This window comes from Roseateles chitinivorans (assembly GCF_050632145.1).
GTDB lineage: Bacteria > Pseudomonadota > Gammaproteobacteria > Burkholderiales > Burkholderiaceae_C > Roseateles > Roseateles chitinivorans_B.
This window is the reverse complement of record NZ_CP192577.1, coordinates 5,228,247-5,253,679: the sequence shown is the minus strand read 5'-3', so window position 1 is coordinate 5,253,679 and position 25,433 is coordinate 5,228,247. Positions and strand designations below refer to the sequence as shown.

The 25,433-nt window shown below is 66.5% G+C and carries 25 protein-coding genes; 7 read left to right on the top strand and 18 right to left on the bottom strand.

Annotated elements, in window-relative coordinates; translation table 11 throughout:
• Nucleotides 1-28: 28 nt before the first annotated feature.
• The 17 genes from traN to ACQ86G_RS24075 all read right to left on the bottom strand — a co-directional run bounded on the left by traN (nucleotide 29) and on the right by ACQ86G_RS24075 (nucleotide 17,410).
• A complete protein-coding gene (traN, locus tag ACQ86G_RS24155; protein WP_431257682.1) occupies nucleotides 29-1,360 on the bottom strand; it encodes a conjugal transfer protein TraN in 1,332 nt (443 codons plus the stop codon).
• A gap of 9 nt (nucleotides 1,361-1,369) precedes the next feature.
• Nucleotides 1,370-2,314 (bottom strand): type-F conjugative transfer system pilin assembly protein TrbC, encoded by a 945-nt coding sequence (trbC, locus tag ACQ86G_RS24150; protein ID WP_431257681.1) that lies wholly within the window; start codon nucleotides 2,312-2,314, stop codon nucleotides 1,370-1,372.
• A gap of 310 nt (nucleotides 2,315-2,624) precedes the next feature.
• Nucleotides 2,625-3,623: a TraU family protein gene (locus ACQ86G_RS24145; RefSeq protein ID WP_431261484.1), complete on the bottom strand. Its 999-nt coding sequence runs from the start codon at nucleotides 3,621-3,623 to the stop codon at nucleotides 2,625-2,627.
• 206 nt (nucleotides 3,624-3,829) lie between these two features.
• Entirely contained in the window at nucleotides 3,830-4,636 is an 807-nt protein-coding gene (gene traW / locus ACQ86G_RS24140) for a type-F conjugative transfer system protein TraW (protein ID WP_431257680.1), read from the bottom strand.
• 86 nt (nucleotides 4,637-4,722) lie between these two features.
• Nucleotides 4,723-5,187: a hypothetical protein gene (locus tag ACQ86G_RS24135; protein WP_431257679.1), complete on the bottom strand. Its 465-nt coding sequence runs from the start codon at nucleotides 5,185-5,187 to the stop codon at nucleotides 4,723-4,725.
• Nucleotides 5,188-5,444: 257 nt separating this feature from the next.
• Entirely contained in the window at nucleotides 5,445-5,951 is a 507-nt protein-coding gene (gene traF, locus ACQ86G_RS24130) for a conjugative transfer signal peptidase TraF (RefSeq protein WP_431257678.1), read from the bottom strand.
• A gap of 227 nt (nucleotides 5,952-6,178) precedes the next feature.
• A complete protein-coding gene (locus ACQ86G_RS24125; RefSeq protein ID WP_431257677.1) occupies nucleotides 6,179-6,523 on the bottom strand; it encodes a hypothetical protein in 345 nt (114 codons plus the stop codon).
• Between the two features lie 41 nt (nucleotides 6,524-6,564).
• Nucleotides 6,565-9,468: a type IV secretion system protein TraC gene (traC, locus tag ACQ86G_RS24120; protein ID WP_431257676.1), complete on the bottom strand. Its 2,904-nt coding sequence runs from the start codon at nucleotides 9,466-9,468 to the stop codon at nucleotides 6,565-6,567.
• Between the two features lie 382 nt (nucleotides 9,469-9,850).
• Nucleotides 9,851-10,570, bottom strand: a complete 720-nt coding sequence (locus ACQ86G_RS24115; protein WP_431257675.1) for a TraV family lipoprotein — start codon at nucleotides 10,568-10,570, stop codon at nucleotides 9,851-9,853.
• A 135-nt stretch (nucleotides 10,571-10,705) separates the two neighbouring features.
• Nucleotides 10,706-11,659, bottom strand: a complete 954-nt coding sequence (locus ACQ86G_RS24110) for a DsbC family protein (protein WP_431257674.1) — start codon at nucleotides 11,657-11,659, stop codon at nucleotides 10,706-10,708.
• 382 nt (nucleotides 11,660-12,041) lie between these two features.
• Nucleotides 12,042-12,773 (bottom strand): TraB/VirB10 family protein, encoded by a 732-nt coding sequence (locus ACQ86G_RS24105; RefSeq protein WP_431257673.1) that lies wholly within the window; start codon nucleotides 12,771-12,773, stop codon nucleotides 12,042-12,044.
• The gene (locus ACQ86G_RS24100; RefSeq protein WP_431257672.1) at nucleotides 12,770-13,810 is read right to left on the bottom strand and encodes a hypothetical protein; all 1,041 of its coding nucleotides are present in this window, start codon (nucleotides 13,808-13,810) and stop codon (nucleotides 12,770-12,772) included. The genes ACQ86G_RS24105 and ACQ86G_RS24100 overlap by 4 nt, the downstream gene beginning before the upstream one ends.
• Nucleotides 13,807-14,379 (bottom strand): TraK domain-containing protein, encoded by a 573-nt coding sequence (locus ACQ86G_RS24095; protein ID WP_431257671.1) that lies wholly within the window; start codon nucleotides 14,377-14,379, stop codon nucleotides 13,807-13,809. Before ACQ86G_RS24095 ends, ACQ86G_RS24100 begins: the two co-directional genes overlap by 4 nt.
• 546 nt (nucleotides 14,380-14,925) lie before the next feature.
• Nucleotides 14,926-15,492, bottom strand: a complete 567-nt coding sequence (gene traE, locus ACQ86G_RS24090) for a type IV conjugative transfer system protein TraE (protein ID WP_431257670.1) — start codon at nucleotides 15,490-15,492, stop codon at nucleotides 14,926-14,928.
• A gap of 187 nt (nucleotides 15,493-15,679) precedes the next feature.
• Nucleotides 15,680-15,979 (bottom strand): type IV conjugative transfer system protein TraL, encoded by a 300-nt coding sequence (gene traL / locus ACQ86G_RS24085; RefSeq protein ID WP_431257669.1) that lies wholly within the window; start codon nucleotides 15,977-15,979, stop codon nucleotides 15,680-15,682.
• Nucleotides 15,980-16,037: 58 nt separating this feature from the next.
• Nucleotides 16,038-16,523 (bottom strand): hypothetical protein, encoded by a 486-nt coding sequence (locus tag ACQ86G_RS24080; protein ID WP_431257668.1) that lies wholly within the window; start codon nucleotides 16,521-16,523, stop codon nucleotides 16,038-16,040.
• A 128-nt stretch (nucleotides 16,524-16,651) separates the two neighbouring features.
• Nucleotides 16,652-17,410 (bottom strand): transglycosylase SLT domain-containing protein, encoded by a 759-nt coding sequence (locus ACQ86G_RS24075; protein ID WP_431257667.1) that lies wholly within the window; start codon nucleotides 17,408-17,410, stop codon nucleotides 16,652-16,654.
• Between the two features lie 749 nt (nucleotides 17,411-18,159).
• On the opposite strand from ACQ86G_RS24075, the gene ACQ86G_RS24070 reads away from it, so the two are divergent.
• Together ACQ86G_RS24070 and ACQ86G_RS24065 are read left to right on the top strand one after the other, a co-directional pair.
• The gene (locus ACQ86G_RS24070) at nucleotides 18,160-19,500 is read left to right on the top strand and encodes an RAD55 family ATPase (RefSeq protein ID WP_431257666.1); all 1,341 of its coding nucleotides are present in this window, start codon (nucleotides 18,160-18,162) and stop codon (nucleotides 19,498-19,500) included.
• 41 nt (nucleotides 19,501-19,541) lie between these two features.
• Nucleotides 19,542-20,036, top strand: a complete 495-nt coding sequence (locus tag ACQ86G_RS24065; protein WP_431257665.1) for a response regulator — start codon at nucleotides 19,542-19,544, stop codon at nucleotides 20,034-20,036.
• A gap of 231 nt (nucleotides 20,037-20,267) precedes the next feature.
• Here ACQ86G_RS24065 and ACQ86G_RS24060 read toward each other — a convergent pair whose 3' ends face one another.
• On the bottom strand, nucleotides 20,268-20,603 hold the full coding sequence (locus tag ACQ86G_RS24060; RefSeq protein WP_431257664.1) for a hypothetical protein: 336 nt from the start codon (nucleotides 20,601-20,603) through the stop codon (nucleotides 20,268-20,270).
• A gap of 495 nt (nucleotides 20,604-21,098) precedes the next feature.
• Here ACQ86G_RS24060 and ACQ86G_RS24055 point away from each other — a divergent pair, with 495 nt between their 5' ends.
• The 5 genes from ACQ86G_RS24055 to ACQ86G_RS24035 all read left to right on the top strand — a co-directional run bounded on the left by ACQ86G_RS24055 (nucleotide 21,099) and on the right by ACQ86G_RS24035 (nucleotide 24,902).
• Nucleotides 21,099-21,452, top strand: coding sequence for a cyclophilin-like fold protein (locus ACQ86G_RS24055; protein ID WP_431257663.1), 354 nt, complete (start codon nucleotides 21,099-21,101; stop codon nucleotides 21,450-21,452).
• Nucleotides 21,453-21,728: 276 nt separating this feature from the next.
• Nucleotides 21,729-21,953 (top strand): hypothetical protein, encoded by a 225-nt coding sequence (locus ACQ86G_RS24050; protein WP_431257662.1) that lies wholly within the window; start codon nucleotides 21,729-21,731, stop codon nucleotides 21,951-21,953.
• Between the two features lie 396 nt (nucleotides 21,954-22,349).
• Entirely contained in the window at nucleotides 22,350-23,111 is a 762-nt protein-coding gene (locus ACQ86G_RS24045; protein WP_431257661.1) for an SDR family NAD(P)-dependent oxidoreductase, read from the top strand.
• A complete protein-coding gene (locus tag ACQ86G_RS24040; protein WP_431257660.1) occupies nucleotides 23,111-24,577 on the top strand; it encodes an Nramp family divalent metal transporter in 1,467 nt (488 codons plus the stop codon). The genes ACQ86G_RS24045 and ACQ86G_RS24040 overlap by 1 nt, the downstream gene beginning before the upstream one ends.
• Nucleotides 24,578-24,740: 163 nt before the next feature.
• Nucleotides 24,741-24,902, top strand: coding sequence for a DUF1328 domain-containing protein (locus ACQ86G_RS24035; protein WP_431257659.1), 162 nt, complete (start codon nucleotides 24,741-24,743; stop codon nucleotides 24,900-24,902).
• Nucleotides 24,903-25,433 lie beyond the last annotated feature (531 nt).

Genomic DNA, 25,433 nt, shown 5'->3' with positions numbered 1-25,433 from the left:
TGCGAACTGAGCTCCGATGCGGGCGAGGTCATTGGCATTGGCCTTGTCCCAGGTAGCAACGGGTGGCCTGCGTGGCGTTGCGGTTCCGAATTGCGCTCGCATCCGGGAGACGGGGCACGATGGACGCATAGAACTCGCGCAAGTCCAGCCGCGAGAAATCCAGCCGCTGGAGTTGCGCGACGGTAAAACCCGAGCAGTCGGGGTTCTGCGCGGAACCCCAGCCTTTGCGCAGCTGGGCGCGTCCTTGCTCGTTGATGAGGCGTGCCAGCGACGAGTTGAAGCAGCACTTCTTGGTCGTGTGCGTGGTGCATGAGACGCAGTGCCCCAGCACCCGGATGCACGACGAACAGTAGGTGCCCACGGCGTGGCACAGCCGTGCGCCTTCCTTCATCGCGAGCTTTCCCTCTTCTTCGTCGCACGACATCATCGACATGACGATGTAGATCACCACGGCGATGGCCAGGCTCCACGGATCGAAGGCGACCACGACGCTTTGGCCCGAATACAGCACCGCCGAGCCGGCAGGCAGGGCGGCGCCATTCACGGCAACGGTCACACCGTAGGTCGTGAACGTGCCGGCGAAGCCACCGCCCATCAGCAGCGCCTGCATGCCCTGGTACAGGAACTGGCGGTTGTTGGCGTTCATCAGCACGTCGTAGACGAGGCGCGATCCCACGCCGAACATGCTCTGGTTGCTCATGCCCGCCCCGGCGGAGTCGGCATGGCAGCAGTTCTTGAGCAGCCGGTCGCGGCACCGGGCAGGCTCTCCTTGGAACACCTTCAGAGCGGCCGGATCGAGATAGACCCCGGCCTCACGCGCGGCCTCCAGGAAAGACATGGCGCGGGCGAAGTCGGGGTCGTTCGCGTGACGGGTCTCGAAGCAGTTGCCGCCAAGACAGAACACGTTGGCCGGGCAGTTGCCGGCCTCGCAGCCGCGGTAGTAAGCGGCGATGTCCCCGAGTTGCCCGGAGGGATCGCCGATGATGCGTCGGGCGTCGAGTATTGCGGGATCGTTCGCCGAGAGCGGATCGCGCGGCGTGCTGGCCGAGGCCCGGGCGCCGAGCAGCGCCTGGCAGACCGGGTCGCCTGGCAGCGAACGGCACGCCGCGAACTGCGCATCGGCGGCACCGGAGAGGCTGGGCTGGCCGTAGTACCGACGCTCCGGCGGTGTGGTCGTGTAGCCCGGCACCAGCCCGGACGCACTCGGTGCAGTGACCCTGCCGCGTATGAGCGGATTGGCCGCCTGGCCCGCCGCCAATCCCTCCTCATGGGGGCTCGCGGCATGCGCGATTCGTGCGGGTGGCGAGAGCGACATGGCCAGCGCCGTCAGCCACACCACGATTTGATGAGGGAGGGGCATGTCAACACCTCAGTGCTTGTGCAGGCCGCGACCCGCGCCGGTCTCGCGAATGCCGACGCCGACGCCGACGCCGACGCCGACGCCGACCCCGACCCCGACCCCGACCTCGGTCCTGTGTCCGACACCACCATCGCCGCCATCACCCCCAGCACGCGGGACATTGCCGGCGCCCGGGCCAGCTTCGATCTTCATCCCGGTTCCGATTCCGGTTCCGGTTCCGGCTACGTCGCGGTCCACACCGTGTGCGGCGAGTCGGGCAAGGAAGAGCTGCGCGGAGTGCCGGAAGTCGGGCCGCGTCCGGCGCATGTGCGCCAGTGCGTAGTCGAGGCTGACGTCGCCGGCAACGCGCACGAAATCCGCGGCCGGCGCACACGTGCCACTCGCGCAGGACTGGGGTCGCGCGCCGTCTCGCACCAGCACGAAGGTCGGCACGCGCTGCACATCGAACCGATCGAAGGCCGGTGGGTCGATCTGGAGCGCCACCTGCGTGGCGCCGAGGAGCGGCTGCACGAGTTGGACCGTCTCGCGCAACGAGCCGTTGACGAATCCCCGCAGCACCACGGCAGCGCGTGCGCGCGCCGCCTGCGCGAGCAGCCTTTGCAAGGTGGGTCGGGGCATCGACAAGCTCACGAATACCAGCAGCCCGGGGGCCGTGGTGGCGCCGTTTGGTGGGGGCCCTTCCGCCTGCGCCGCATAGCTGCGCGCGATGGCCTCGAGATCGATCGGCGTATTGGACAGCGGCAGCGGCAGGGCGTCGAGGCGTGGTGCCTGCGAAGACGGTGATGGCTGGCCCTGAGCGGTCGCAAGCCCCGGATGACGTTGCAGGTCCCGTTGCAGGTCCCGTGGCAGTCCCTGCGTCCCGTGCAGACGGCGCACGACCTCGATGTCCGCGGGTGTGGGCGTACGGGTCTCCCGCTGCGCCCGTCGAATGTCCTCGTCGGTGATGCGCGGCATGACGGGTGTGGTCGCAGTGCCGGTCGCACTACCGGTCGCAGTACCGGTCGCAATACCGGTCGCGGTCCTCGTCTCCGTCTGAGTGCCGGCTCCTAAGCGACGACGCGGGACTGAGACGGCGGGGGCCGCGACGGCAGCGGCAGCGGCGGACGCGGACGCGGACGCTGTCGCCGGGGTCGACAGTACCTGCGCCTCCGCCGAGCCCAGCCAGCATGGCGAGGACATCGCCACCGTGATGGCGAGTGCGATGACACGGGCGATGGCGCGTTCGACGGCCCGGGCCGCGATCCAGCCGGGCGCCATGATGAGATCAGTAGCCGACACAGCAGTTCCTCTTTCGGAACAACATGAAGGCGAAGTCCTCGCCGCGAACGGGGTACTCCTTGCCGGCACCCCACAGGACCGTCGTGCGCCCGAACGGCTGACAACACTTGCCCGCTTCCTTGGTCGTGTTGGGAGTGGGATAGGTGAGTTGGGTCTTGTAGGCACGCTTGTCCATGACGGGCTCGAAGTACGGACCGCACAGTCCGCGCTGGCCGTGCCAGCCCCAGGCCACGAGTTCACGATGCATCTTGGCGGTGAGCCGCTGCGCCATCAGCGCGGCGGTGCGCACGCCGCCGAGGTGGTAGGGCACGTGCCCATTCATCGGGTACAGCCCACCCTGGCAGCCCGCGCACCAGAAGAGCTCGGGAATACCGAACCCGGCCGACGCGGCGACGCAGTCCGCCGCACACGCCGCGACGCTTGCCGGATTGGCAAACAGCACGGCGTCCGGATTGAGGATCAGGGTGAGCTCGTCATCGCCCCACAAAGGATCGACTTCGGTGAGGTAGGTCAGATCGAACGAGCCGCGCTCAAGGCAGGGAAAGTCGGCCACGGCCTCGAGATAGAACAGGACCGGGTTCACGTAGAAATGGGCCTGGTAGAACGCCCCGCCGTCTCCGTCGCCTTCCGCATGTGTGTAGCGCGCGCCTTCGGGCGAGGGCAGTCCCGGGTTCAGGTCGAGGCCGCCCAGGGACACCAGGCAGAACGGCTTGCGCACGGCTTCGACATGGCGCGCGGGTTCCCAGAACCCCACGGTGAGGCCGATGGTCGGGTTGGTGCCGCAACTGCACAGCGGGCTCGATGGGTTGTCGATGTCTTCCTGTTCACCCAGATTCCCGAGCCGCACGCTGCCGATGCTGATGGGCAGGATGCAGCTCCAGCAGATGTCGGTGATCGGGTTGGGGAACTGGCCGGTGCAGGTCCCGGCGCCGGCGGCGCGCGCCGCATCCACGGGAGCGAAAGCGATGATCATCGCGATCAGCATGCCGGCCGGGGCGGCGGCGCGGATTGCCGAGAGTGTCGTCACCGCGCCGTTGAGCTCCGTGGCGACTCGTGATGAGTCGCGTGCGATGACCCCTGGGATGCCCCGCGGGATATCGCGTCGGATGTGCACTGAGGCGCGCGGGTGCAGGCTCCGGCTCGCGCGTCCGACGAGGCGCATGAAACGCGCAGCGGCGGGTGAAAGCCATCTCATGGGGCGACCTCCAGCTCGTCGACACGCAGTCGCTGACCTTGTTGCGTCACCATCGCCGGCACCTGCCGAATCCCGAGCCGACGCGTCAGCATGCCGCCCTGGTCGTAGTAGACGGGGGTACGCCAGACGTGCATCAATTCCAGGTATGAGCCCGCCGTCAGGATCGGTTTCACGCGCCCTTGGTGCTGAGTGATGACTGTGTGGGCTTGTCGGACCTGGCGGCTGTCGCGTGCGTCGAAGAACAGCAGCGGCCGGCTCAGAGATGTCACGTCGAGCGGATTCTTCTTCGTGCCCGCTGGGAAGAGCAGTTCTCCGCGAGGTCCGAGCACGTTGCGGCCCAGCACGAACGTCGGATCGAAGAGGAAGCTCCGCGCGACCCGGGTGGTGACGATCTCGGCAACCGGTGTGGGATGACGGACCGCGTGCGCGCCGCGGCTGCGGGCCTCGTCCTCGATGCGCGAGAGCTCGCCCGTTCGCGCGGCCTCTCTCAAACGCTGCTCGATCATCTGCAGCAGGTGAGCTTCGGTGATCGGATAGGTGGGACCCAAGGTGCCGGCGTCGGGTGCCGCCGCCTCGGCGGCCATGGCCGGGGCGACCGGGAGGGCGATGGCGGTGATGGCGGTGATGGCGCACGTTGCCAAGGTCGCGGGGATGGCCGGCGAGAGGCCAAAGCGGATGGCGGCAAAGGTGGCGGCGAGGACGGCCGCGGGGACGGCGGTGCGGGCGACTGTGTGGGCGGCCGCTCTCGGCGCCCCCTCGCTCGGGACAGTCGGCTGGTGGTGTGAACGGCTTGTGCGTTTCAAGGCGTGTGTGGCTCGCGACGGGAGCGAGGCACATGCGGCATCTCGGGCCGTGCCCGGAGCTGGGATCTGAGTAAGCGGATCGCTTTTCATCGAGCCGCTCCAGCGGAACACCGCAGATACCGCGTCAGGTCACGGCGATCGCTTGGATCCTGGCGCTGCGCTGCGCGGATGAAACCCATCAGCACCGGGTCGCCGGCCGTTCCGGCAAACGATCGATGGAGTTCCGGGGTCGTCATCTCCCGCCCGCAACGCAGCAGGAAAGCCGCGAGAAAATCTCGAGCACCCTGTTCCGCAGCCGGCGAGATCTGTCGCAGCAGCCCCAGATAGTCGGCCAGCGACATCGCATCGACATCCCCTGCAAACGCGTTGGTCGACATCGACGGCGCAGGAGGGTCCTCCCGAGTGAGCGCGCCGAATGCAGGGCTGCTCTGAGCAAAGGCGGCGTTGGCCGAAGCGCATAGGGCGATGAGCGCCACGGCTGCGCATGTGGTCACTGCTGTGATGACGACGATGAAGGCGACGGCAGCGGCCCCGACGAGCACGCGGACCATCCCGCTGCGATACGTCTCGTGGTGCCTCCAAAAACGCGCCCAGCTGCGGCGCTCGCCCTTGCGGCCTCGCGAGAAATTTGACCAGTGTTGGCGGTGCCTCTGGGGACAAGGATCGCCAGGGCGACCAGGGCGACCGGGGCGACAGTCGCGATGCCACAAGCCGCGCTGTCGTATCTGGCTCGTGCAGTGCAGGCAACGCTTGCAGTGATCGACATACCTGCTGATGAGCGAACGATAGCGATGCATTCGGCTGCTCCTCAGAACAACGGGTGGACACGGGCAACAATCTGCCCCTGCGCTACGAGGCCGCTCTCTTGGTAACGGGAATCGAAGCTGTCCGCGCTGGCGCCCTGCACGTAGAACTGACCCGGTGGGATGACGAGGGGTGCGATGGGCGTCAGGGGCCGGCGGTCATGCGTGAACGGCTTCGCCAGCCCCATCGGCTCGCCATTGACCAGGACCGTGCGACCCTGGACCGTGATCACGTCACCGGGTAGTCCCCGGACGCGTTTGAAGAAAGGCTGTCCCTGCAGGCCGGGAAACGGCTTCGGCGTCCCGCCGGAGAACGCGAACACGATGAGGTCGCCGCGACCGGGCGTGCGCGGGCCGACGTGCATCCACGCCACGTGATAAGGCAGGCTGGGCGTCCAGTTGAAAACCAGCGGCATGCGCGGCGTGGGGGCGATGAAGAGGCGGATGTAAGCCAAGACCCAGATCGCCACGACGGGAGCCACGAGATACCAACGCCGACGCATCATCCCCATGAGCTCTCGGTGTGAATGTTTCTGGCGCTGCCAGAAGTGCTGCCAGAAGTGCTGGCAGCAGCGCTGCCACTCGCGTGGCCGGCGGCGATGTCGGATCGACCCGGCAGACGAGACTGATGGGGCCGAATGAGCGCATGGCGCGGAATGCGCCAACGCGGCGGAGGGGACGGAAGGGACGGAAGGGACGGAAGGGACGGAAGCGGCCTCGCGCCCCCTGGATTCGTTGGTCATGGCAGGTGCACCTTCTGCCGCAACAGCGGAGTGAGGTCGCGGGCGTGCGGCGCGCCTGCGACTGCTGACTTGGCCAACACCACGCAGGCGCACTCCCTGGGCAGCTCGTCCAGCGCCGCCGGCAGACGCCTCGCGAATGCCCGCGCCAGGGCCAACGCCCGCTCACGGTCTTCCTCGGTGCTGGCTCGAGTCAGCAAGCGCGTGAACTCGGCCTCTTTGGCGCGGTAGACCTCGGCGAGATCGACCACGCCCACCGTCAGCGCCGGACGCAGCACGAAGCGGTCATAGGCCTGCAGCGCGAGGGCGGTGACCAGGCTCGCGGCAACGGTGGCGGCACCCATTTGACGCAGGGCGCTGACCAGGAGCGCAACGGCTGGCCGGCTCATAGCGCATGCCCCCGCTGACGCAGCAGCGTTGTGATCGCCTCGTCGATCGACAAGCCCTGTGCCCGCAAGGCGTCCAGCGGGGCGTTGTCTTCGAGCTTGTTGGAAAACAGCAGGTGGGTGGCCGGATCGAGGATCGTGCGCGCCACGCCTTCGCCCACGGGCGAGGAGATGTAGAGCTCGGAAAACGCACCTGCCTCGGTGCGCAACGAGTTCAGCAGCCGCTTCTTGGACTCGTCCATCGCCAGGCGTCCCTTGCGATCGAGCATTTCGATGGATTCGGGCTTCTGGCGCAGGAGGAACACCCAGTCCGAGCAGTTGAAAGCGGCCTCCATCTGCGCCGAGCCGTAGTAGTCGTCGGCACTTTGCGTGGCAGTGCCGAGCGCGCCGCCGTACTTGCGCGCGCGACGGGCGGCTTCCTCCACGACCGCCGCCTTGACGGGGTCGTCCGCGCCGACGTCGCCGAGTTGCTGCTTGAGCTCGTCGATGAACAGCACCTTGCGCCGATTGCGCGTGAGGTACATCTCGCCGGTGATCTGGTGCAGCAGCAAGATGTTGACGACGGCGTGGAGGTCCGGGCGTCGCTTGAGCTCTTCGTTCTCGATGACGATGAAGTCGTTGGAGAAGTCGACGTTGGCCCGGCCTTCGAAAAAGCGCTCGTATTGCCCGCCCTTGGCGTAGGGGTTGAGCATGATGGCCAGGTCCTTGATGCGCTGGTCGCCCACCATGCCGAGCTCTTCCAGCGTTCCGGAGCGAAACGCATCGCGCAGCCCGGTGATCGTCAGATCGCATCCGTACGCGCGCCAGAGCTTGAGCACCATGGCGGAGATGGCCTTGTACTGAACTTCCTCCAACGGGTGCTGCATGGAGGCCATCTTGGAGATGCCCGGCACCAGCATGTCGAGGTCCTCGTGGATGTCGCGCACGACGGAGAACGGGTTCAGGCACAGCGCCACGTCGGGGCGGAACTCGATGTAGGTGCCGCCTGCCTTGCGACAGAGTTTCTCGAAGCTGCGCCCCAGGTCGAGCATCCACACTTTGGCGCCGACCGCGCGGTAGGACCAAGCCAGCTCGTTCATCAGGACGGACTTTCCCGAGCCCGGTGCGCCGATGATGGCGAAGTTGTAGTTGCCCAGGTCGTTGTCGTAGAGGTCCAGCGTCATCAGCTGGCCGCGGCGCCCGCCGAAGACAAGCGCTGGCGTGGGCGTGCCCCGCCACTCGGCGATCAGAGGCGCCATGTGGATCGCGTTGGCCATGGTCTTGCGGGTCACGCGGCGCATCTTGGTGAGGTCCCGATGGAAGCGCGGCGTCAGTGTCATCGGCAAGCTGGCGAGCAAGGCCTGCCGATGCAGGTAGGCGTCGGCGTTGAGCTGGAAGCCGCGTGCGCGCCAGATGGCGTTGGCCGCCTCGTGCGCGGCGCCGGCGCGCTGCGGCGTGGTGAAGGTCGCCAGCTGCATGTACAGGCTCACGAGGCTGCCGCCCGTGTCGATCGCCTCGGCTGCGGCCGCCCAGTCGTCCAGCTTCTTGCGCACGTCCGGCATCACGTCGGCCATCTTGGACTTCGCGTTCTGCGTCGCGCGCACGTGGTTGGCGGTGACGGTGGATTTGATGGTGCTCGGATCCAGCACGTGCACGCCCAGCGTGATCAGGAACGGCGCCGTGTACTGGAGCGACGGCTGCATCAGGTCGCCGATGAGCGAGCCCATCTGCCACAGCGCGAAACGTTCGGGGAAGCTCTTGACGGAGTAGAACCTGGCCTCCAGAACCTGCGGGATGGTTTCCTTCCACAAGGTCAGGCCGTTGGCGGTGGCGTCCTGGACGGTGTCGAAGTCCACGATCTGGTCGCGGATCTCCCGGCCGTCGTCGTAATGCAGCCAGCGGTCGTCGTCGTAGTTCAGGTCCGGCTCGTCGGAATGGGCGATGCGGTCCGGATTGGTGAAGAGGGCACACCAGTTGATGAGATCGGCCGCGTCGCAGACCTTGCTGGGAAGGAGTGCGGAGCGCAGTGTTGCCCGCATGGAGTCGCGCAGTGCCAGGAGCGTTTCGCGCCGACTCATGTCTTCGGCTTCGCCGGGTAACGCCACACTCAACATCAGCCGGAAGTCCCGCAGGGTGTAGTGAAAGCCCGTCGTCATCGAGTGCTGTGTGCCGTGCAACAGATGAGTCACCCGCTGCCTTGCCAGACGCCTGAACAGGTTCAAGTTGGGCACCGGAGCGCCTTCGGTGCGCGCGCGTTCCGCCTGGTCGTCGTCCTCAATCCGGAGATTGGTGTACGCCCGCAGCCGGTGTCGCACGTGCGGAGACGCGAAGAGGTGGAATTGGAGTCCCGTCTCGGGCGGGCAGCTCGCATACAGAGAGACCAGCACTTCAGTCATGCGCTCGTCGGCGCCAGACTGGGGGGTCACCTCCAGCAGGAAGCCCATGCCGTCCCGGTTGACGAAGATCCGTTCCTCTCTCAGAAAGGCGGCGTATGGCAGCCAACTGGCGAATTGCTCGGCGGGTGACTGCGACACGCCGCGAAGACCCAGGAGCGATGACAGCGGCGACGAAGGGGACCGGAGCGTTGGATCGGTCGACCCCGGCGGCGACCAATTTGGCGACCGCTCGAACGGCCGCCCGAACGGCCGCCCGACCGGCCGCTTGAGCGATCGACTGAGCGATCGCTTGAACGTGCGACGGGGCGAGCCCTGAGGCGACTGCTCGGACGACCGCTCATACGACGGCTCATACGACGGCTCATACGACGGCTCGGGCGACGGCTCGGGCGACGTGCACGAGGACTCGTGTGACGCCCGGGTCAGCGGCTCAGCGGGAGGGGCGTCGGACCCCTGAGCGGAGCCTGTATGGGCAGCAGCAACGGATTCGACTTTGATCCCAACGCCGAGTCCGGCTCCGACTCCCACTCCGGCTCGGGCTCCGGCTCGGGCTCCGGCTCGGGCTCGGGCTCCGACTTCGACTTCGACTTCGACTTCGACTGTCGGCCCGTGCGGCGCGCAGGCTGGACCGTGTGGCGCCATGGCAGGGGCGAGAACCGGTGCCAACGACGGCACGGCGGATGATTCGAGGGCTGGTTCACCCTGAGGTCGATCAAGAGGAGGCGTGGCGGATTTCATGGCGGCGATCGTGGCGGTGGTCGTGGCGGTGGTCGTGTCGGCGTTCAGGGAGAAGTTCGAGGTCGTGTTCGAGGCTGCGTTCGTGGCTGCGTTCGTGGCTGGGGTGAAGGCTTTGCGCCAAACGAGCTGCCAGAACTTGAGACGTCGCTGGAGTGGAGGTCCATAACGGATCTCATGGGAGCCGCGGCGAGTCGCGCGAGGTTGGCGCGGGAGGAAGAACAACAGTCGGCGTGGCGGTCAACGCGCCCTGGCGCCCGTCTTCGGGCATAGCCATCGAAGGTCGTGCCGCGGCGGCGTTCGCGCTGGACGAGGCTGCCGACAGCGGACGGATCGGCGCATTGCGCGCGCGGATCTTCTGATGTACGTGATCGATGCGCCAGCCACCGTTGGTGATCTGCACGTAGACGTAACCCTGATCCCAGAGGTCGCCATCCGCATCCTCCCAGGCCTTCGTCCACAACCTCAGCACGCGGGCCTGGGTGCGAAGCGCGTCGGCCGGCAGGCCATTGAAGAGTGCCGCATCGGCGTTGGGTCCGTCGATCGGGGCGCGCTGTTGGAGCAAGTCCGTTGCAGGCTGGCGCGGGCGAGCTGCGGTCGCAGTGGCGGCGCCTACCGGCCCTTGGCTGAACGATGGCGTCGCCGCGCCGTTACGCACGGCGTTGGCATAGGTGCCGGCAACCGACTGACAGGTCACGCCTTCGGGCGCGGCGCAGGCGTACTTGGACTCGCCCCCCAGCCCTGACAGGTTCAGGCAGCCACTCAGCAGGCAGGCGACAGCGGTTGACGCGCACGGGCCTGTGATCGAGGCACGCGCCGCACGCGCCGCACGCGCGGACCGATCTTGCCAAGGACGCAGCCGCGGAGCGGCGCGGAGGATTTGTTGCGTCATCATGGCTTGCGCTCCAGCGGTGAGTCTTTTCGGAGCAGATCGGTCGGGACGCCCGGGATTGCGGGAACGGCGGGAACGGCGGGAACGGTCGGGACTGTCGGGAAGGTCGCGATGGTCTGACTGGCAGGAACGGGCGAGCTAGCAGGACCGGTCGGCCTGGCAGCACTGGTCGAGGGGGGACATCCTTCGGTCGCCAGCGGTACCCGGACGAGACGGAGTGAACGCGGTTGCGATGAGCCGGGCCTCAATCGCTTCGCGGGCGAGCGATCCGGTCGACCTGGTCCCATCGGCCCAGATGAGCGTCGGGGTCGCGTTCACGCGCAAGCGGCGAGCCAGTGCCAGATTTCGGTCAAGGGGATGATCACAGGCGGCGGCCCGCGACTGCGGCGCGGCGCGACCGCTCGACATCCACTGCTGCCACGCGCGCCCGCGGTCCGCAGCGCACCAGATCGATACGGGGAGGTCGTGGCCCTGAAATGGCACGAGGAACGTGTAGATCGTGACGTCGTCGAGCCCTGCGAGTTCGGACTCGAGTTGTCTGCAGTAGCCACAGCCGGGATCGCTGAAGATCGCCAGGGTGCGCCGGCCTGCGCCGCGCACCGTGCGGATCGCATCGTGCAGCGGAAGCCGCTTCACATCGATGGGCGGGCTGTCGGCCCAATCTGACGCAGCTGCTTCTCCAGCATCCGCGCCAGCCATGTCGCTCGCGCCGTTGCTGTCCGACTCCGCAGCGTCAGCACTGGGCCGTGCAGCTGCTGTAACGCCAGCGTCCGCACCCGCTTCAGTGCCGCCGGAACCGGCGGCGTTTCGAGCTGGCCCGGACTCGGGCACGCGAGATCCGGTCAGGTCGCGCATGGTCTGCGTGTCGTAGAGCCGCCCGAAGATGAAGAAGCGCGGGTTTCGCGCGGAGACATACGCCACGGTCCCGTTCATCCAGACCTCGAACAGGTCCGGCACCTCCGTGCGCACGATGTCGCTGAAACGCGTGCCGGGATGCGCTGCGCGCAAGTTCGCCTGCAGCGTGGTGTGCGCGTCACCACGCCTCGATCTGCGCTGGACGATCGCAGTCGATCTGGTCGGCGAGCTCGCCATCGCCGCCCACTCCGCCGACCGGATTTCCCGCGCTGACGGCCGCGCCGAGGATGATGGGTCTGCTATATCGGCCGCATGGGCCGCATGGGCTGCATTTCCCGCATGGGCCGCTTGGGATGCGCCGGATTCGTTCGCTGCGTTCGATGCGTCTGAAGCGGCCGTGCACGGTTTGGCCTCCGAGGTGCGCTCAAGCCGTGCATCGCTGCGTTGCGCCCAGGTTGGAGCACTGAGCGGGACCAGCACCGCGCATGTGACAACAGCGCGTGCAATTGCAAGGGCAGCAAGGCGGCGTGCCCGAATGCGGTCGTCCCGAATGCGGTCGCCCCGAATGCGGCCGTCCCGAATACGGCCGTCCCGAATACGGCTTCCCGGCCGCAGCGGTTCAGTACAGGTCATCGTTGAACGCCTCCAGGTAGCGGGTCTCAGGAGAGGAGAAACGGGGAGACCGGCCGCGTGCTCCCGTGGCGCGTCCCGCGTCCCAATTGGCATTGCGGCCGGCATTGCGTTCGCCACTCCGTTCACTGCGATCGCGACTGCGGTCGCCATCGCCGTCGCCAACAAAGCTCGCGTGCGCGCTAGCGGCGCTCGACATCGGCACGTCGATCCGCACGCCCTTTGTGATCACGACATCGATCTCCCTGCCCGCGTCGACTTCGATGACGGGGAAGGTGTTCTCGGCGAGCTTGATGTAGTACTGCGCCAGACGGTCTAGCGCCTTGCCCACGCCGCTGCCCAGCCCGGCACGGTAGGCGTCAGCGCTGCTGTCGGTGCTGGCCGTTGTACCGAGCGGAGATGAGCTGTAACTCGTGTTGGCCGTGGAAAGACCCTGGCCGATGCCACTGACCACGCCGGCCAGCAAGGCGTTGGCCAGCATCTGGCCTTGCTTCGTGACCAGGCGGCCCCGCATGCCCACCTTGCCGTCCTCGCCGTAGACGCTGCCCTGGATGCGCACCTCCAGCGTGGCGCCGTCGTCCCGTACGCATGACAGGCTCTCCGTGCGCAGATAGGCACGCTCGGCGCTGATGTCACCGTAACCGGCGGCAATGACGAAGCAGTCGCGATACTCGCCGCGGAAACGGTTGGGTAGCACGGTGTTGTCGGACAGCCGGATCAAGACCGGGTGAGGATTGGATTGGGACTGCCCCCGGTCGGTGCGTCCAGGCCACCGAGCAAGGTACCGCGCGTGAAACTCACGGGCAGGAAGGTGGCCACGGTTTCAGCCGCGGTCGTAGCCGCAGCCGCAGCCGCAGCCACAGTCGCAGCCACAGTCGCATCCGCTGCGGCCGGCGCCGGCACGAAGTTGCCCGCTGGCGATCCAACCGGATGAGCCGCGTCCAGGGCGTTTCCCGGGATCGGGGGCGCCGCGGCGAGGCTGACGCGCACGATCAGGGGCGCTGCAACGAGCGCAGGAGCAAATGGCAGCGGAGGTGGCCGCGAACCGGCATGCGCGCCCGGCGGCGTCCTCGTCGCCATCGCGGGCAAGGTCGCGGCTGATGTTGCGGCCGTAGTTGCGGCCGTAGTTGAGGCCGAATTTGCTGGCGATTCCGAGTTCGATTCCGAGATCGATGTCGCGGGCGATGTGGCGGGCGATGTCGCGCGCGATGTCGATCGCGGCAACGCTCCCGCTGGCGGCATTCCCATGGGCGAGTCCGAAGAGAGATCCGACGGGAAGGGCGGCGCGCCCGGTCCCGCTGACTGCTGTGGCACGTCCGGTGACACGCCCCGCGAGGCCGCGCCTTGTTGCGCGGACGTCAGTCGTTGCTCGAGCTCCGCGAAGCGCTGCATCGTGCGCGTCTCGAAGGACTGGCGGTCCTTGTTGAGGCGACCCTGTTCCTCCCGCTCGCTCTCATATTGGGCGAGCTTTCGCCCGGCTGTCCCGACCCACTGATCGACCGGGTTGATCTGAGCGCCTGGCGGCAGCACGCCGATGTTGGTAACGCTCGCCCTCTGGTCCGCAGGCAGGTCCTGGGTCGTGGACACGGGGGCGGGGGTGCTCAGGCTCAAAACGAGCCAGAGCACGCCGATGCCGCTTGCGAGCAGTGCGGTCAGCAGGGCGCACTGTCGCTGGCGTGGGGACATCTGATCCAGGCGTGCGCGAACGCCCTTGCGCAACGCGGCCAGTGACCGAGGGGACAACGTGGGGCGCGTCATCGGGCGCCTCCACGGCGGATCACGTACACGAGCGTCGACTCACCGGGCTGCAACGCGTGTCGCTCGATGGCCACGCCTGTGATCTCGCCGCCGGGGGAGGCTGCGGGACGGTCGAACTCCTGCTCGGTCAGCACGATCGGCAGATCGTTGACGTTCTGCAGCGAGTACTGCTCGCCGGTCACGCCACGGCCCTCGTACACGCGAAGCAGCGAGAACTTGACCCCCGTCCAGAGTGGCACGAGACGCGGCGCCTCGTCCACACGCACGTCGGTCGGGATCCGGTCGGAGGCCATCGCCACCAACAACGCTTTCATCGCACGAACATGGCTGGGGGCAGGGCTTACCGCTTGAGGCATGCCTGAGGTGGTGGGGGTGCTTCTCGTGAAGCGACGCAGGGCCGGCGGCGTCTTGTCCCTGATCAGGACCGTGTCGGCGGGCGTATCCGCGCGTGTCAGGATCAAGGTGTAGGTGGCAGTCGCCGAGGACACGAACAGGTTGATCGGCTTGTCGCTGACGCCCACCGGGCGCACATACACCTCCCCCTTGTCGGGGTCGCACTCCAGCACCACGTCGCCGCCCGGGTTGATTGGGGTGACGGAGCTGACCGGGCTGATCGGGCTGATCGGGCTGCCGGAATAGAAGGGGGAATAGGACCGATGGAATTGTTCGGGCCGACACCGACAGGGCCAGCGGTTCCGTTGGGGTCGGAAGGGACGGTCGGGCTGCCTGGAAGGGCGGCGCCGTCGTTGCCAAAGCCGGCCAACGAACGGCCTGACGCCATGGGTCCCGCCGGCGGTGGCGCGCAGCGGGTGGAGAAGATGTTGCCCACCACGTCCGTGATGGCGCCACCCTCGATGCGGATGCGCGTGGGCTCCTTGATCGAGATGACGCCTTGCACGGCGACGCCGTCGATGGCTTCCAACACCTGGAGCGCGTGCGCGTGCAGTGCGAGCGACAGTGCCATCGCGCCGAGCCCCTGTGGGGCGATCGACCGATGCCCCGACCCGCTGCGGGGCGGCGAGCGCATTGCATGCATGCGGGATCCAAGCTTGTCCCACGACAGCCGATGCGCGTCGCAGGCGGCCGCTGGCGAGACGCGGCCTGCGATGCTCACGTCACTTGACGGCATACGGCACCTCCTTGAAAGCGGCCACGTGCATGCGCGCGCCGGCGTAGCCGAAATCAATCCGGTAGGCCTTGAGTTCGTTGGCGGTCTCAAACCCGTTGACGAGAGTGCGCAGCCGCCCACGTACCACCAGAGACTGGCTGGCCTCGCTGGCCACCAGTTGCTGCGGCGCGAACGAGGTCGCCGCATTGATGCGCTTGAGGCGCTCGGACTCCACCTCCTGGCGCGTCTTGAGCGCCCCGTGCTGGAGCGGATCTACGTAGCCCAGCAGCAGGTCCTTCTTCCAGTCGATCGAGCTTGGGCTGACGTCCAGCACCAGCCAGGCGATGAAGCTGCCCATTTGCTCGAGCAGCTCGACAGACGCCCTGTCGCGCGTCACCCAGAAGGACTTGTTGATCGACGGCGGCACGACGACGGTTCGTACTGTGCCCAGGAGATTGAAGACGACGATCAACGAGAGCAACAGGCTCGCCGCCAGCGCACCGACCGTGAAACCCAACCCGCGGTTGCGCCGTTGCAGTTCACCGATGTCGCTTTTGAAGCGTTCGAAGTCCATGTGTGCCTCCGATTGGCGCTGAGAGGATCGACTGGGCCCACCTAGCCCGCCTAGCCCACCTAGCCCACCTAACCGACCTTGCCGACCTTGCCGACCTTGCCGACCTTGCCGACCTTGCCGACTTGAGCGACTTGACCGACTTGACCGCGGCTGGACGACCTGACCAATCCAACCCTACGTGACGGACCTAACCGACCATCCGACGCAGGTGTGATGGCGGCGTCGCGCGCAGCGCAGTGATGGGGTTGGTTGGCAGATGCCAGTACAGCCAGTGGATGGCGAAGGCGGGATGCTTGTCAGCCTTGATGCGCGACATCCAGCGAGCAACGCCTAGGCCGACGCCCACGCAGAGGGCAAACGCCAGCTTGTTGCCTGCCAGGTATCCAGCGAAGAACATGAAAACGACGGGCGCAGCCACGTCGACATCCCAAAAACCGATCTTCCACTGGTCGTCAAGACGCCGCGGGATGTAGGTGTCCGTTTGCATAGGGCCTCCCGGCAGTGGCTGCTGATTGCAGGGGATGATTGGCAACGCCCGCGACGGCTCAGACCACGGCGCCCATGATGGCGCCCGCGATGACGAGCCCCACCGCGGCGAAGATGGCCAGACCCACGTAGAACAGCACTGAGGAGAAGTTGCGCATCGCCGACAACGAGATCAGCGCGACGACGAAGCCCACGAACCCCACCAGCGCCTTGATGCCCGGTCCGAGCGCGGAGATCTGCGTGAGCGCCGAGGTCAACGGGCCGGTGATGCCGCTGAAAGCGACAAGATCCAGGGCATGGCTGGGGAAGGTGCTGGCGAGGCCGGCGACCGCGATGATGAGCAGCGCATGGAAGGCTACGAGCCTGCGGCTGAGCGGGGCAGGGGCCGCGATCGCTGCTGCTGCTGCTGCTGCTTCAGCTGACTCTGCCGTTGACGGTTCGTGAAGTGCAATCGAGGAGTTGGACGTCGGCTCAGCGGACGCCGATGACGCCGCAGCGGCAGTAGGTGCTACAGGCGAAACGGTGGTGGAGATGTTGGGGGTCATGTGAGCTCCAGTGATACTGAACAAGGGCGCGACTCGGGGCGCCACGCGACCTCGGCGGACGCAAGGCAATGGCGCAAGGCAAAGGCGCAAGGCAAAGACGCCACGCAATGCCGCAGGGCAATGACAGTTCAACTCCCGGCAGAGCGAGGTGAGGCCGGGCGGATCGCAGACGCGCCAACTCGGCAAGGCCGTGGACACCCGTCACCGGCCGAAGGCTGGCCGGTCGATGCTTGGGCGGACATCGGCTTTTCACGCAGATGCCGGTAGACCTTCCAGGCATACCGTGCTCTCGCTCGCGAGCAGGCATCGGGATGCAGCCGCGTGCAGGCCGCGTTGTAGGCGCCCACGGCGTTCCAGCTCATCCCGTGGCGGGATATGGCATCCGCCAGAAGCCATGCGCCGATGTGCAGATTGATGCAGGGGTTCAGCAGAGCTGCCTCATCCACTCCGTAGCGGCGAAGCGTCTTGAGGTGCGAGCTGTTGATCTGCATCAGGCCAATGTCATACGTTCCGGTCCTCACGAAATGGGAACGGTTGATCGCCTGCGCATCAAGGTTCGATTCGACGCGCGCGACTGCGTGAAGCAGTGCGACGGGCACACCATGGCGTTGCGCGGCATCGCGCCAACATGCCGCACCCATCGCTGGCGAGAGCATGAACAGCAGGGCCGAGGCGGTGGTGAGTGCGTGCGCGGTCAGGTTGCTGACACGAGGCGACGCGCGCGTTCCTGACGAGCGAGCAGGCCCGTGCTGGGGCGTCTCCTTCGCATCGGCTTGTGAACAGGCCGCGGAGTGCAGAGGACTCGCGTTGGTAGCATCCCCACCGGAGGTGCGTTCCGTCTGGGAAGGCGTTGGTCTGGCGCGGCGCGCCGCCGAGGATGCGTACATCTGAACCTCCTTGAGGAAACACTGCGCGTTGACGTGGCGCGCAGCGAATGCCTCGAATGCGGTCAGAGTAGGACGGGAGCTCTCACGGGTCGCCCCGGAATCGCGAGATCAGCCCACGCTTTTCGATACCAGGCTGGCGCTAGCAGCGCTGCGCGCCATTTGCGCCGCTTTGGCCTTTGACCTTCAGATCAGCGGGCCATGGGAAATCGGTAAATCGGGAGATCCGATGACGCCCCGAGGGCGTCCTTCGCGGACAGGTGACGCGTCGATCTTTGGAGCGGCCCAATCACAGCGCACACGTACCAGGGGAAGATCGGGCACGTTGTAGAACCAGTCGCCTACGCCGGCGGTGGTCGCGGCTTAAAGCGGACGATCCGTCAGGCGCACCAGTGAAGCAACGGCGAGGTCACGCCGTGCCCGCGCGACTGGCGGCGGGTCGGGCCTGACTTGTCCGCGCACTCCTTGCCGTCCGGGCGGCGCCCGAAGCCGGTCACGCGGCCAGCGCTGTACCCTGCAAGGGGGATCTTCACGCAGGGGCAGCCCGCCCAAGCCCATTCAACGCCGAGCCGATCGACCTCACGCGCCGCGCCAAGGAACGCTTGGCAACGCAAACGAGCGACGCCAGGGGAGTTCGTGGCTCGAATCTGCTTAGAATTTTGACGGTTATGCAGGGAGTTGAACTTTGATCGCGGTGATGACGCCTCAGGTTCAGGCCGAGCATTCATTTCCTCAGACATCAGGCGCATCACATGAAAAGGTTTCCATCGACCGTTGCCGGGCTGGACGACATCCTGCACGGCGGCTTGTTCGAAGGTGGGGTATACATCCTCGAAGGTCCGCCCGGGGTCGGCAAGACCACGCTGGCCAACCAGATGGCGTACAACCACGCCAGCGCCGGCAACAAGACCCTGTACGTCACGATGCTCTCGGAGTCGCACGCGCGCATGGTGCAGCACATGAGCAACCAGACGTTCTTCCGCAAGACAGCGGTCAACGCCTTCGTGTTCTACATGAGTGGCTACCGCGAACTGGAAAGCGAAGGACTCAAGGGGGTGGTCAGTCTGCTGCGCAGCGAGCTGGTGCGCAGCGCGGCAACCCTGCTTGTCGTCGACGGTCTGGTGGTGAGCGCGCCGGGCATCGACGAGGGCGTGCGCCAGTTCGTGCACGAACTCCAGAGCCTGGTCACCGCCATGAACTGCACGTGCCTGGTGCTGACCACGGGCCGGGGCAACGCGCTCAGTGCGGAACAGACGATGGTGGATGGCATCTTCTCGTTCGAGGACCAACTCTTCAAGGGCAGGGCGGAGCGCCTCGTGCAGGTCCGCAAGTTCCGTGGGAGCGAGGTGGTGCGGGGTCAGCACTCGTTTTGCATCACCGACGAAGGACTGCGGTTCTTCCCCCGTTTGGAGAACCTGCCCCTCCCGAAGGGCGAACGCGCGGTGGCGCAAGCGGTGGTGCTGGGCATCCCGGAGGTCGACGCGGTCCTGGGGGAATCCGGCGCCTGGGCGGGAAGCGTGTCGCTGGTGGTCGGCGACAGCGGCGCGGGCAAGACGCTCATGGGATACCGCTTCGCGGCAGGGTCCACGCCGGACCAGCCGGGACTGCTGCTGATCGGCGCGCCCGAGACCAAACCCGACGCCTGTCGCCTCGCGGCGCGGTTCGACATCGGGCTGGAAACCGCTGTGGACAGCGGCGCCCTTCGCATCGAAACCCTTGGCCAGGTGGACGAGTCGCTCGACGAGATGGGCCACAAGATCTTGCGACTGCTCGACGAGGGCAAAGTCCGACGACTGGTGCTGGACGGGGTCGCTGCCCTGGCCGACACCCGCGCGTTCCAGGACCGGGGCTATCGATTCCTGGGCCGGCTCTTGATCGAACTTCGTCAGCGGGCCGTCACGGCCTTGTTCACCTTGGACCCGGCCGAAATCAGTGTGGCAAGCGGCACACCAATTGCCCCAGGGTTGGCGGCCTTGTTCGATAACGTGCTCGCCCTGGAGGCGCCCCGGCAACCCGGGGCGTTGCGCCAGCTGGCCGTTCGCAAGATGAGGGGGCATCGTGTCGGAGCGACCGTCATCTCGCTGCGAGATTGATCGCCTCGACGGCTGGGTATAACGGCAGAGGACCACCTCGAATGAAGCTCATTCTGATTGTGGAAGACGAGTACGGCGCAGCAGAGATCCTGCAGCTGATCCTTGAAGCGCATGGCTACCGCGTCACCTCGGTCTCCAACGGTCGGTCGGCGATGGAGATGCTGGGAGGCGAGCGCCCGGCGGTGATCGTGAGCGACTTCATGATGCCTCACATGACGGGGGGCGAATTCGGCACGTTGATCCGTCAGACGCCGCATTGGGCGGACATCCCCTTCATGTTCATCAGTGGCACGAACGAGGAAGTCGTTCAGAAGTCCTTCGGCGACTACGATGGCTTCCTATCCAAGCCTTTCGACATTGATGTGATGCTCGCGATGGTGGCCGATCTCGCCGCGGGGGGCGTAAGCAACGGGTGCGCAGCCGCGACGTTGACGAATCCATGCGGCACCTTCTCAAAGGCATCGAAGTGCCGCGCAGTGAGTGAGAGGCGCCGCCACCGCGCCCCTCCTTGGCCGTTGAAGCGCAGACTCGCTTGAACAAGGGGCGGCAGGAGGCTGCCGGTTGAAGACCTGTGCAGGGTCGCGATCGCGGCGATGGTTCCCGGTTGCTTCAGTGCCTTGTCCCTCGAGGACATCACCAAAGTGGGTTTCGTGTTGAGCAGGCTCGGACGGCGGCTGCTGCGACGTGGCCCAGACATCCGGCGGCGCCGCACTGTGCCGCGGCCGCTTCAGCGGTCGGTGGGCGGTCGCCGCAGCCTCCGCCACGCCTTACTGTTCAGCCGAGCCCAAAGGGGCGCCGTTCTTGCGTTGTTCGCCGTTCGGGCGTTCCCCTTCCTCTTTCTGCAGATCCTTCACCAGTTGTCGGTCAGGGTCGCTCGGTGGCTTCGGTGCCTCGTGGCCGGCCTGATTCCGCAGATCCTCTGAACCAGGCTGTATTGGCCGCACGCGCCCGTCTTCGCGGTCTTTCTGGTCCACGAGCCCGCGAAGGTCATGCTGATCGGCCGTACGCGGGCTTCCCGACTGTCGGCTCGGCTGTGAATCACTTTGCTGTTTCAAGCTGTCGCGGCCTTGCGACCTCTGACTCGCGCTGGGTTTATCCATCATGGCGTACTCCTTGAAAACGCATTGGCAACTGCCAACGGGTGAATCCCAGCAAGGCAGATGCCAACCGCGGCGACTGCAGCGCGCGCCGTGAACAGTCGATGGGCGGCGTCGGCCAGCCGGCGCCGCGTCGACGTTAGCATCGAGGCCGGCATGCCGAACCGGGACGAGCTGACTGGATCCCGAGAGCGCAATGAGGGGCAGCGGGCGGATCCAGGAGGCAGGTGAGCCACGTCGCTCATCGTATGCAGCCGAGCCCCAAGGCGGAATGCCCGCCGAGAGTCTGCCGGCTGCCTCGCGACTGCGACTGCGACTGCGACTGCGACTGCGGCTGCGGCTGCCAGGAAGAATCGAGAGACGGGTTGCGTCCACCGGAACGGGGGACAGCCACGCGGTACCTCCACCCGTAGGGGGCGCTGACGCGCATGATGGCGTCCCGGCCACCGCGGTGGGGATCATCGAATCCGCGCCATAGGCAGCATGGGCCAAGAGTCGCGCATGAAAATACAACTACAACGACGTGGTATCCGTATCGAGGTGATCCTGGACGCGAACCGCGCCACGCTGGAGCTCTGGCCTCAACTGCCGATGACGGTCCGCCTGGAGGACTATCAGGCCACCGAAAAAATTGCCTACCTTCCGCGACGGTTGTTGGCTGCCTCGGGACTGCCCGGCATGACGCCGGTACCGGGAGATGTTGCCTATTACGCTCCCTGGGGCAACATTGCGTTGTTCTATCGTGGGGCGCAGCATGCCAGCGGACTCATCCGGTTGGGTCGACTCGTCGGCGATGCGACCGCGCTGGAGTCGATCACCGAAGGCGACGTCCGCATAGAGCGGATCGGCGCATGAACCGACATGATGGACGCTCAGGGGCGCCGGGTTGAGTTTCCCGCCGTGCATCCCACCCGCTCCAGGCGGCCCTATTCATGCTCGATGTCGTTTGGCCTGTGAGGTGTTCAGAATCGCCTCGCCAGCGGCGACACATCGCCGCCTTGGCCGCCTTGGCGGGCGCGGAGGTTGCCTCACTGATTCTGGCGCTCACAGGTTTGGAGGTCCCTTGCCAACATGCCTTGCGCGCATCCAACCTTGGCCGTAGCAGGATCTCTCCCACTGAGGTGTACCGTCATGCTCATCGATCACATCTACAAGCTGACGGAGATCGGCTCCGAACAGCGCTTTGCATTTCGAGACCATCAAGACGTGGTGGAAACGCTGGAGCGCTTCTCCCGCGAACTCGAACGCCTGGACGAACTCGCCGAGCAAGGCATGGTGGAAGTCACCGCTCAACATTCGGACGAAGAGTCCGGCGAGCGCTACGTGGACGCTGTGCGCTTCAGGCGTTTGAAGTGACGCTGCGTTTCGGAAACGAACCTTCAACGGTGGCGCGCGATCGATCTCATCGGGCATGAACAAGATGCTGCAGCGCTGCTCGCGCAGAAGCGAAGTGTCAGACAGCTCGGGGCGTCGCCGTTAAGGGAAGCGCTTGCCAGCAACTTGCACCCGATGGCGTTCGCTGCGTCGACAGTTTCTGAACTGACGCAAACAGCACGAGCAGTGGCTCGAACGGCTGGGAAATTGCTTCGACGGGTGACTGGCAGGTGAGAACAGTCGGCGTTGCCCGGTGAGACGAGGCCCCTGGTGAAAGGGAGTGGTGGTCGACGGTTGGGCCCTCACCGCCGGTTTTGCTCTGCCGCCGATGGCGGGCATTCGTCTTGCCGTCGTCCACTCATCGCACAGGAGACCCGCATGGAAAGATTCAGGGGAAAAACCGTCATCGTCACGGGCGCCTCGTCCGGCATCGGGCGCGGCGTCGCCGAGCGCTTCTCGCATGAAGGCGCCAACGTCGTGATCTGCGCGCGGCGTGAGGACAAGCTCCAGCAATTCGCCCGGCAGCTGCCGCAGAACCGTACTCTGGCGCTGGCGGCCGACGTCTCGAAGTACGCGGACGTCGCGTCGCTGGTCGCCGCGGCGGTGAAGCGCTTCGGTGGGCTGGACGTGATCGTCAACAACGCGGGGATCGGAACGGAAGGCGACGCGCTGACGGTTTCGCTGGACGACTGGAACGAGACCCTCGCGATCAACCTCAGCGGCGTCTTCCACGGCTGCCGCGCGGCGATGCCCGAGCTGCTCAAGCGCAAGGGCTGCATCGTCAACACCGCGTCGGTCTCGGGCCTTTCCGGCGACTGGGGCATGTGCGCCTACAACGCGGCCAAGGGCGGCGTCGTGAACCTCACGCGCTCGCTCGCGCTGGACTTCGGCGGCAAGGGCGTGCGGGTGAATGCGGTCGCACCGTCGCTCACCCGCACCGGCATGACCGAGGAGATGCTGGAGGACCAGGACCTCGTCGCACGCTTCATGGAACGGATGCCCCTGGGCCGGCCGGCGGAGCCCGCCGATATCGCCGCGGTCGTGGCCTTCCTGGCCAGCGACGATGCGCGCTTCGTCAACGGCGTGAACCTGCCGGTCGACGGCGGCGTGATGGCCTCTAACGGTCAGCCGAAAATGTGATGGTGGCCGTGCCCGACACGGTCCCGCCGGCCGACGAGCCGTCTACCCACGAGCCGTCTACCCACGAGCCGTCCACCCACGAGCCGTCCACCCACGAGGCGTCTACCCACGAGGCGTCCACCCACGAGGCGACTTCCGATACGCCGCCGTCGGAACCGACGGCCTCGGCCACGGCCTCGGCCACGGCCTCCGGCCGCGCGCCATGGTGGAGCAAGCTCGGCCCTGGCCTGATCACCGGTGCCGCGGACGACGATCCGAGCGGCATTGCGACCTACTCGCAGGCCGGCGCGCAGTACGGCTATGCGGTCGGCTGGACCATCCTCGTGACTTTCCCGCTGATGGTCGGCATCCAGCTCGCCAGCGCGCGCATCGGTCGCATCACCGGCAAGGGCCTGACCGAGAACTTCTCCAAGCTCTGCCCGCGCTGGCTGGTGGTCGCACTCGTCTCGCTGCTGGTCGTCGCCAACGTCATCAACCTGGGTGCCGATCTCAGCGCAATGGGCGACGCGATGCACCTCGCCGTGGGCGGGTCACCGGGCGCGTTCGTGGTGGTCATGGCGCTGCTCTCGCTGCTGCTGCAGATCTGGCTGCCCTACGCCCGCTACGTGATGCTGCTGAAGTGGCTCACGCTGACGCTGCTGGCCTACGTCGGCGTCGGTTTCGCGGCGCAGGCGGACTGGGTGCTCGCGCTGAAGTCGCTGGTGATGCCCACCATGCACTGGGACCGCGACTACACGACCACCGTCGTCGCCATCCTCGGCACGACGATCAGTCCCTACCTCTTCTTCTGGCAGGCCAGCCAGGAAGCCGAGGAGATCCGCCGCATCGATGCGGATCGTCCGCTGGCCGTCGCGCCCGAGCAGGCGACGGAACAGTTCCGCCGCCTGCGCACGGACACGCTGGTCGGCATGGGCTTCTCCAACACGATCGCGTTCTTCATGATCGTCGCCACCGCGGCGGCGCTGCATGCCCACGGCGTGCGCGACATCGAGACCACCGCGCAGGCCGCGCAGGCGCTCAAGCCGGTCGCGGGGAACTTCGCGTTCGTGCTCTTCGCCGCCGGCATCGTGGGCACGGGCTTCCTCGCGCTACCGGTGCTCGCGGGATCGGCGGCCTATGCCGTCGCCACGCTCGCCGGCGTGCGGCGCGGGCTCGACCGCCCCGCGCATTCCGCCAAGGTGTTCTACGCGATCCTCAGCGGCGCGATGCTGATCGGCCTGGCGATCAGCCTGTCGGGATTCAATCCGATCAAGGCGCTGGTGTGGTCGGCGGTCGTGAACGCCGTGATCTCCGTGCCCATCATGATCGCGGTGATGGTGGCGGCGTCGCACCGCAAGATCGTCGGCGAGCTGCGCCTGCCGCCGCTGTGGCGCGTATTGGGCTGGCTGGCCACCGCGGCGATGGCCGCGGCCACGATCGCGATGATCGTGCTGCAGGCTTCCAGCACGTTCTGGGGCGATCGCTAGACGGGCTCTGCGCCGGTGGTGCCGGGCGTCGGTCCTGACCGCTTGTAGAGACCTGTCGGATCGCGCTCGGGCTTACTCCAGCGAAGCTGCCGGGCGCACGTCTTGCCGAGTGAACGTCTTCCATATCCTGCGAAGTTGTCGCGGATTCATTCAAGGAGATCTCATGCTTCATTACGCCGTCGTGTTTCTTGTCATCGCGCTTGTCGCCGCAGTGTTCGGCTTCGGCGGAATTGCCGCAGGGGCGGCAGGGATTGCGAAGATTCTTTTCTTCATCTTCCTTGCGGTGGCCGTGGTGACGTTCGTGATGAACGCAATGCGAAAGTAGAGGGCGCAGCGGATGGCGCGACACTTGGCGGTCGCGCGCATCTCGACTCGGACGGGCGGTTCGCGCTACCCGCGCAAAGACACAACGGTGCCAATGCAAGGAAGTTCGACCGGCAGCGCTGGGAGCGGGCGCGCCCGTGGATCGCAGACGGATCTCATCCGTCTTGCACTTTTCACAGGCCGGTGGGCTGACGATGCGTACAAGCTCTTGGCGTCTCCCGGATAGGTACGGCGCCACCATAGGGGTGAGAGTGCGACGATCGCGCCGTCAGGGCGGAATGAGAGCCGCACGGCGACCGTCGTGCGTTCATATCGCGTGCGGCGCTGTTGTTCGGTTTGGGGCAGCATCCCGGATCGTCAGGGCACATCGAGCCGACGATGGCTTGTCTGCCCGTTGGAGACGAGGCAACAAGGCAAAAAGGCAGCTGGGCAACAGGGCAACAGCGCGACGGGCGGGCGCGACAGGCTGCGACGGCGATCGCCGTCATTCATCTCACGGCGCACCCTCGGTAGTAGAGCAGTGCGCTGAGGC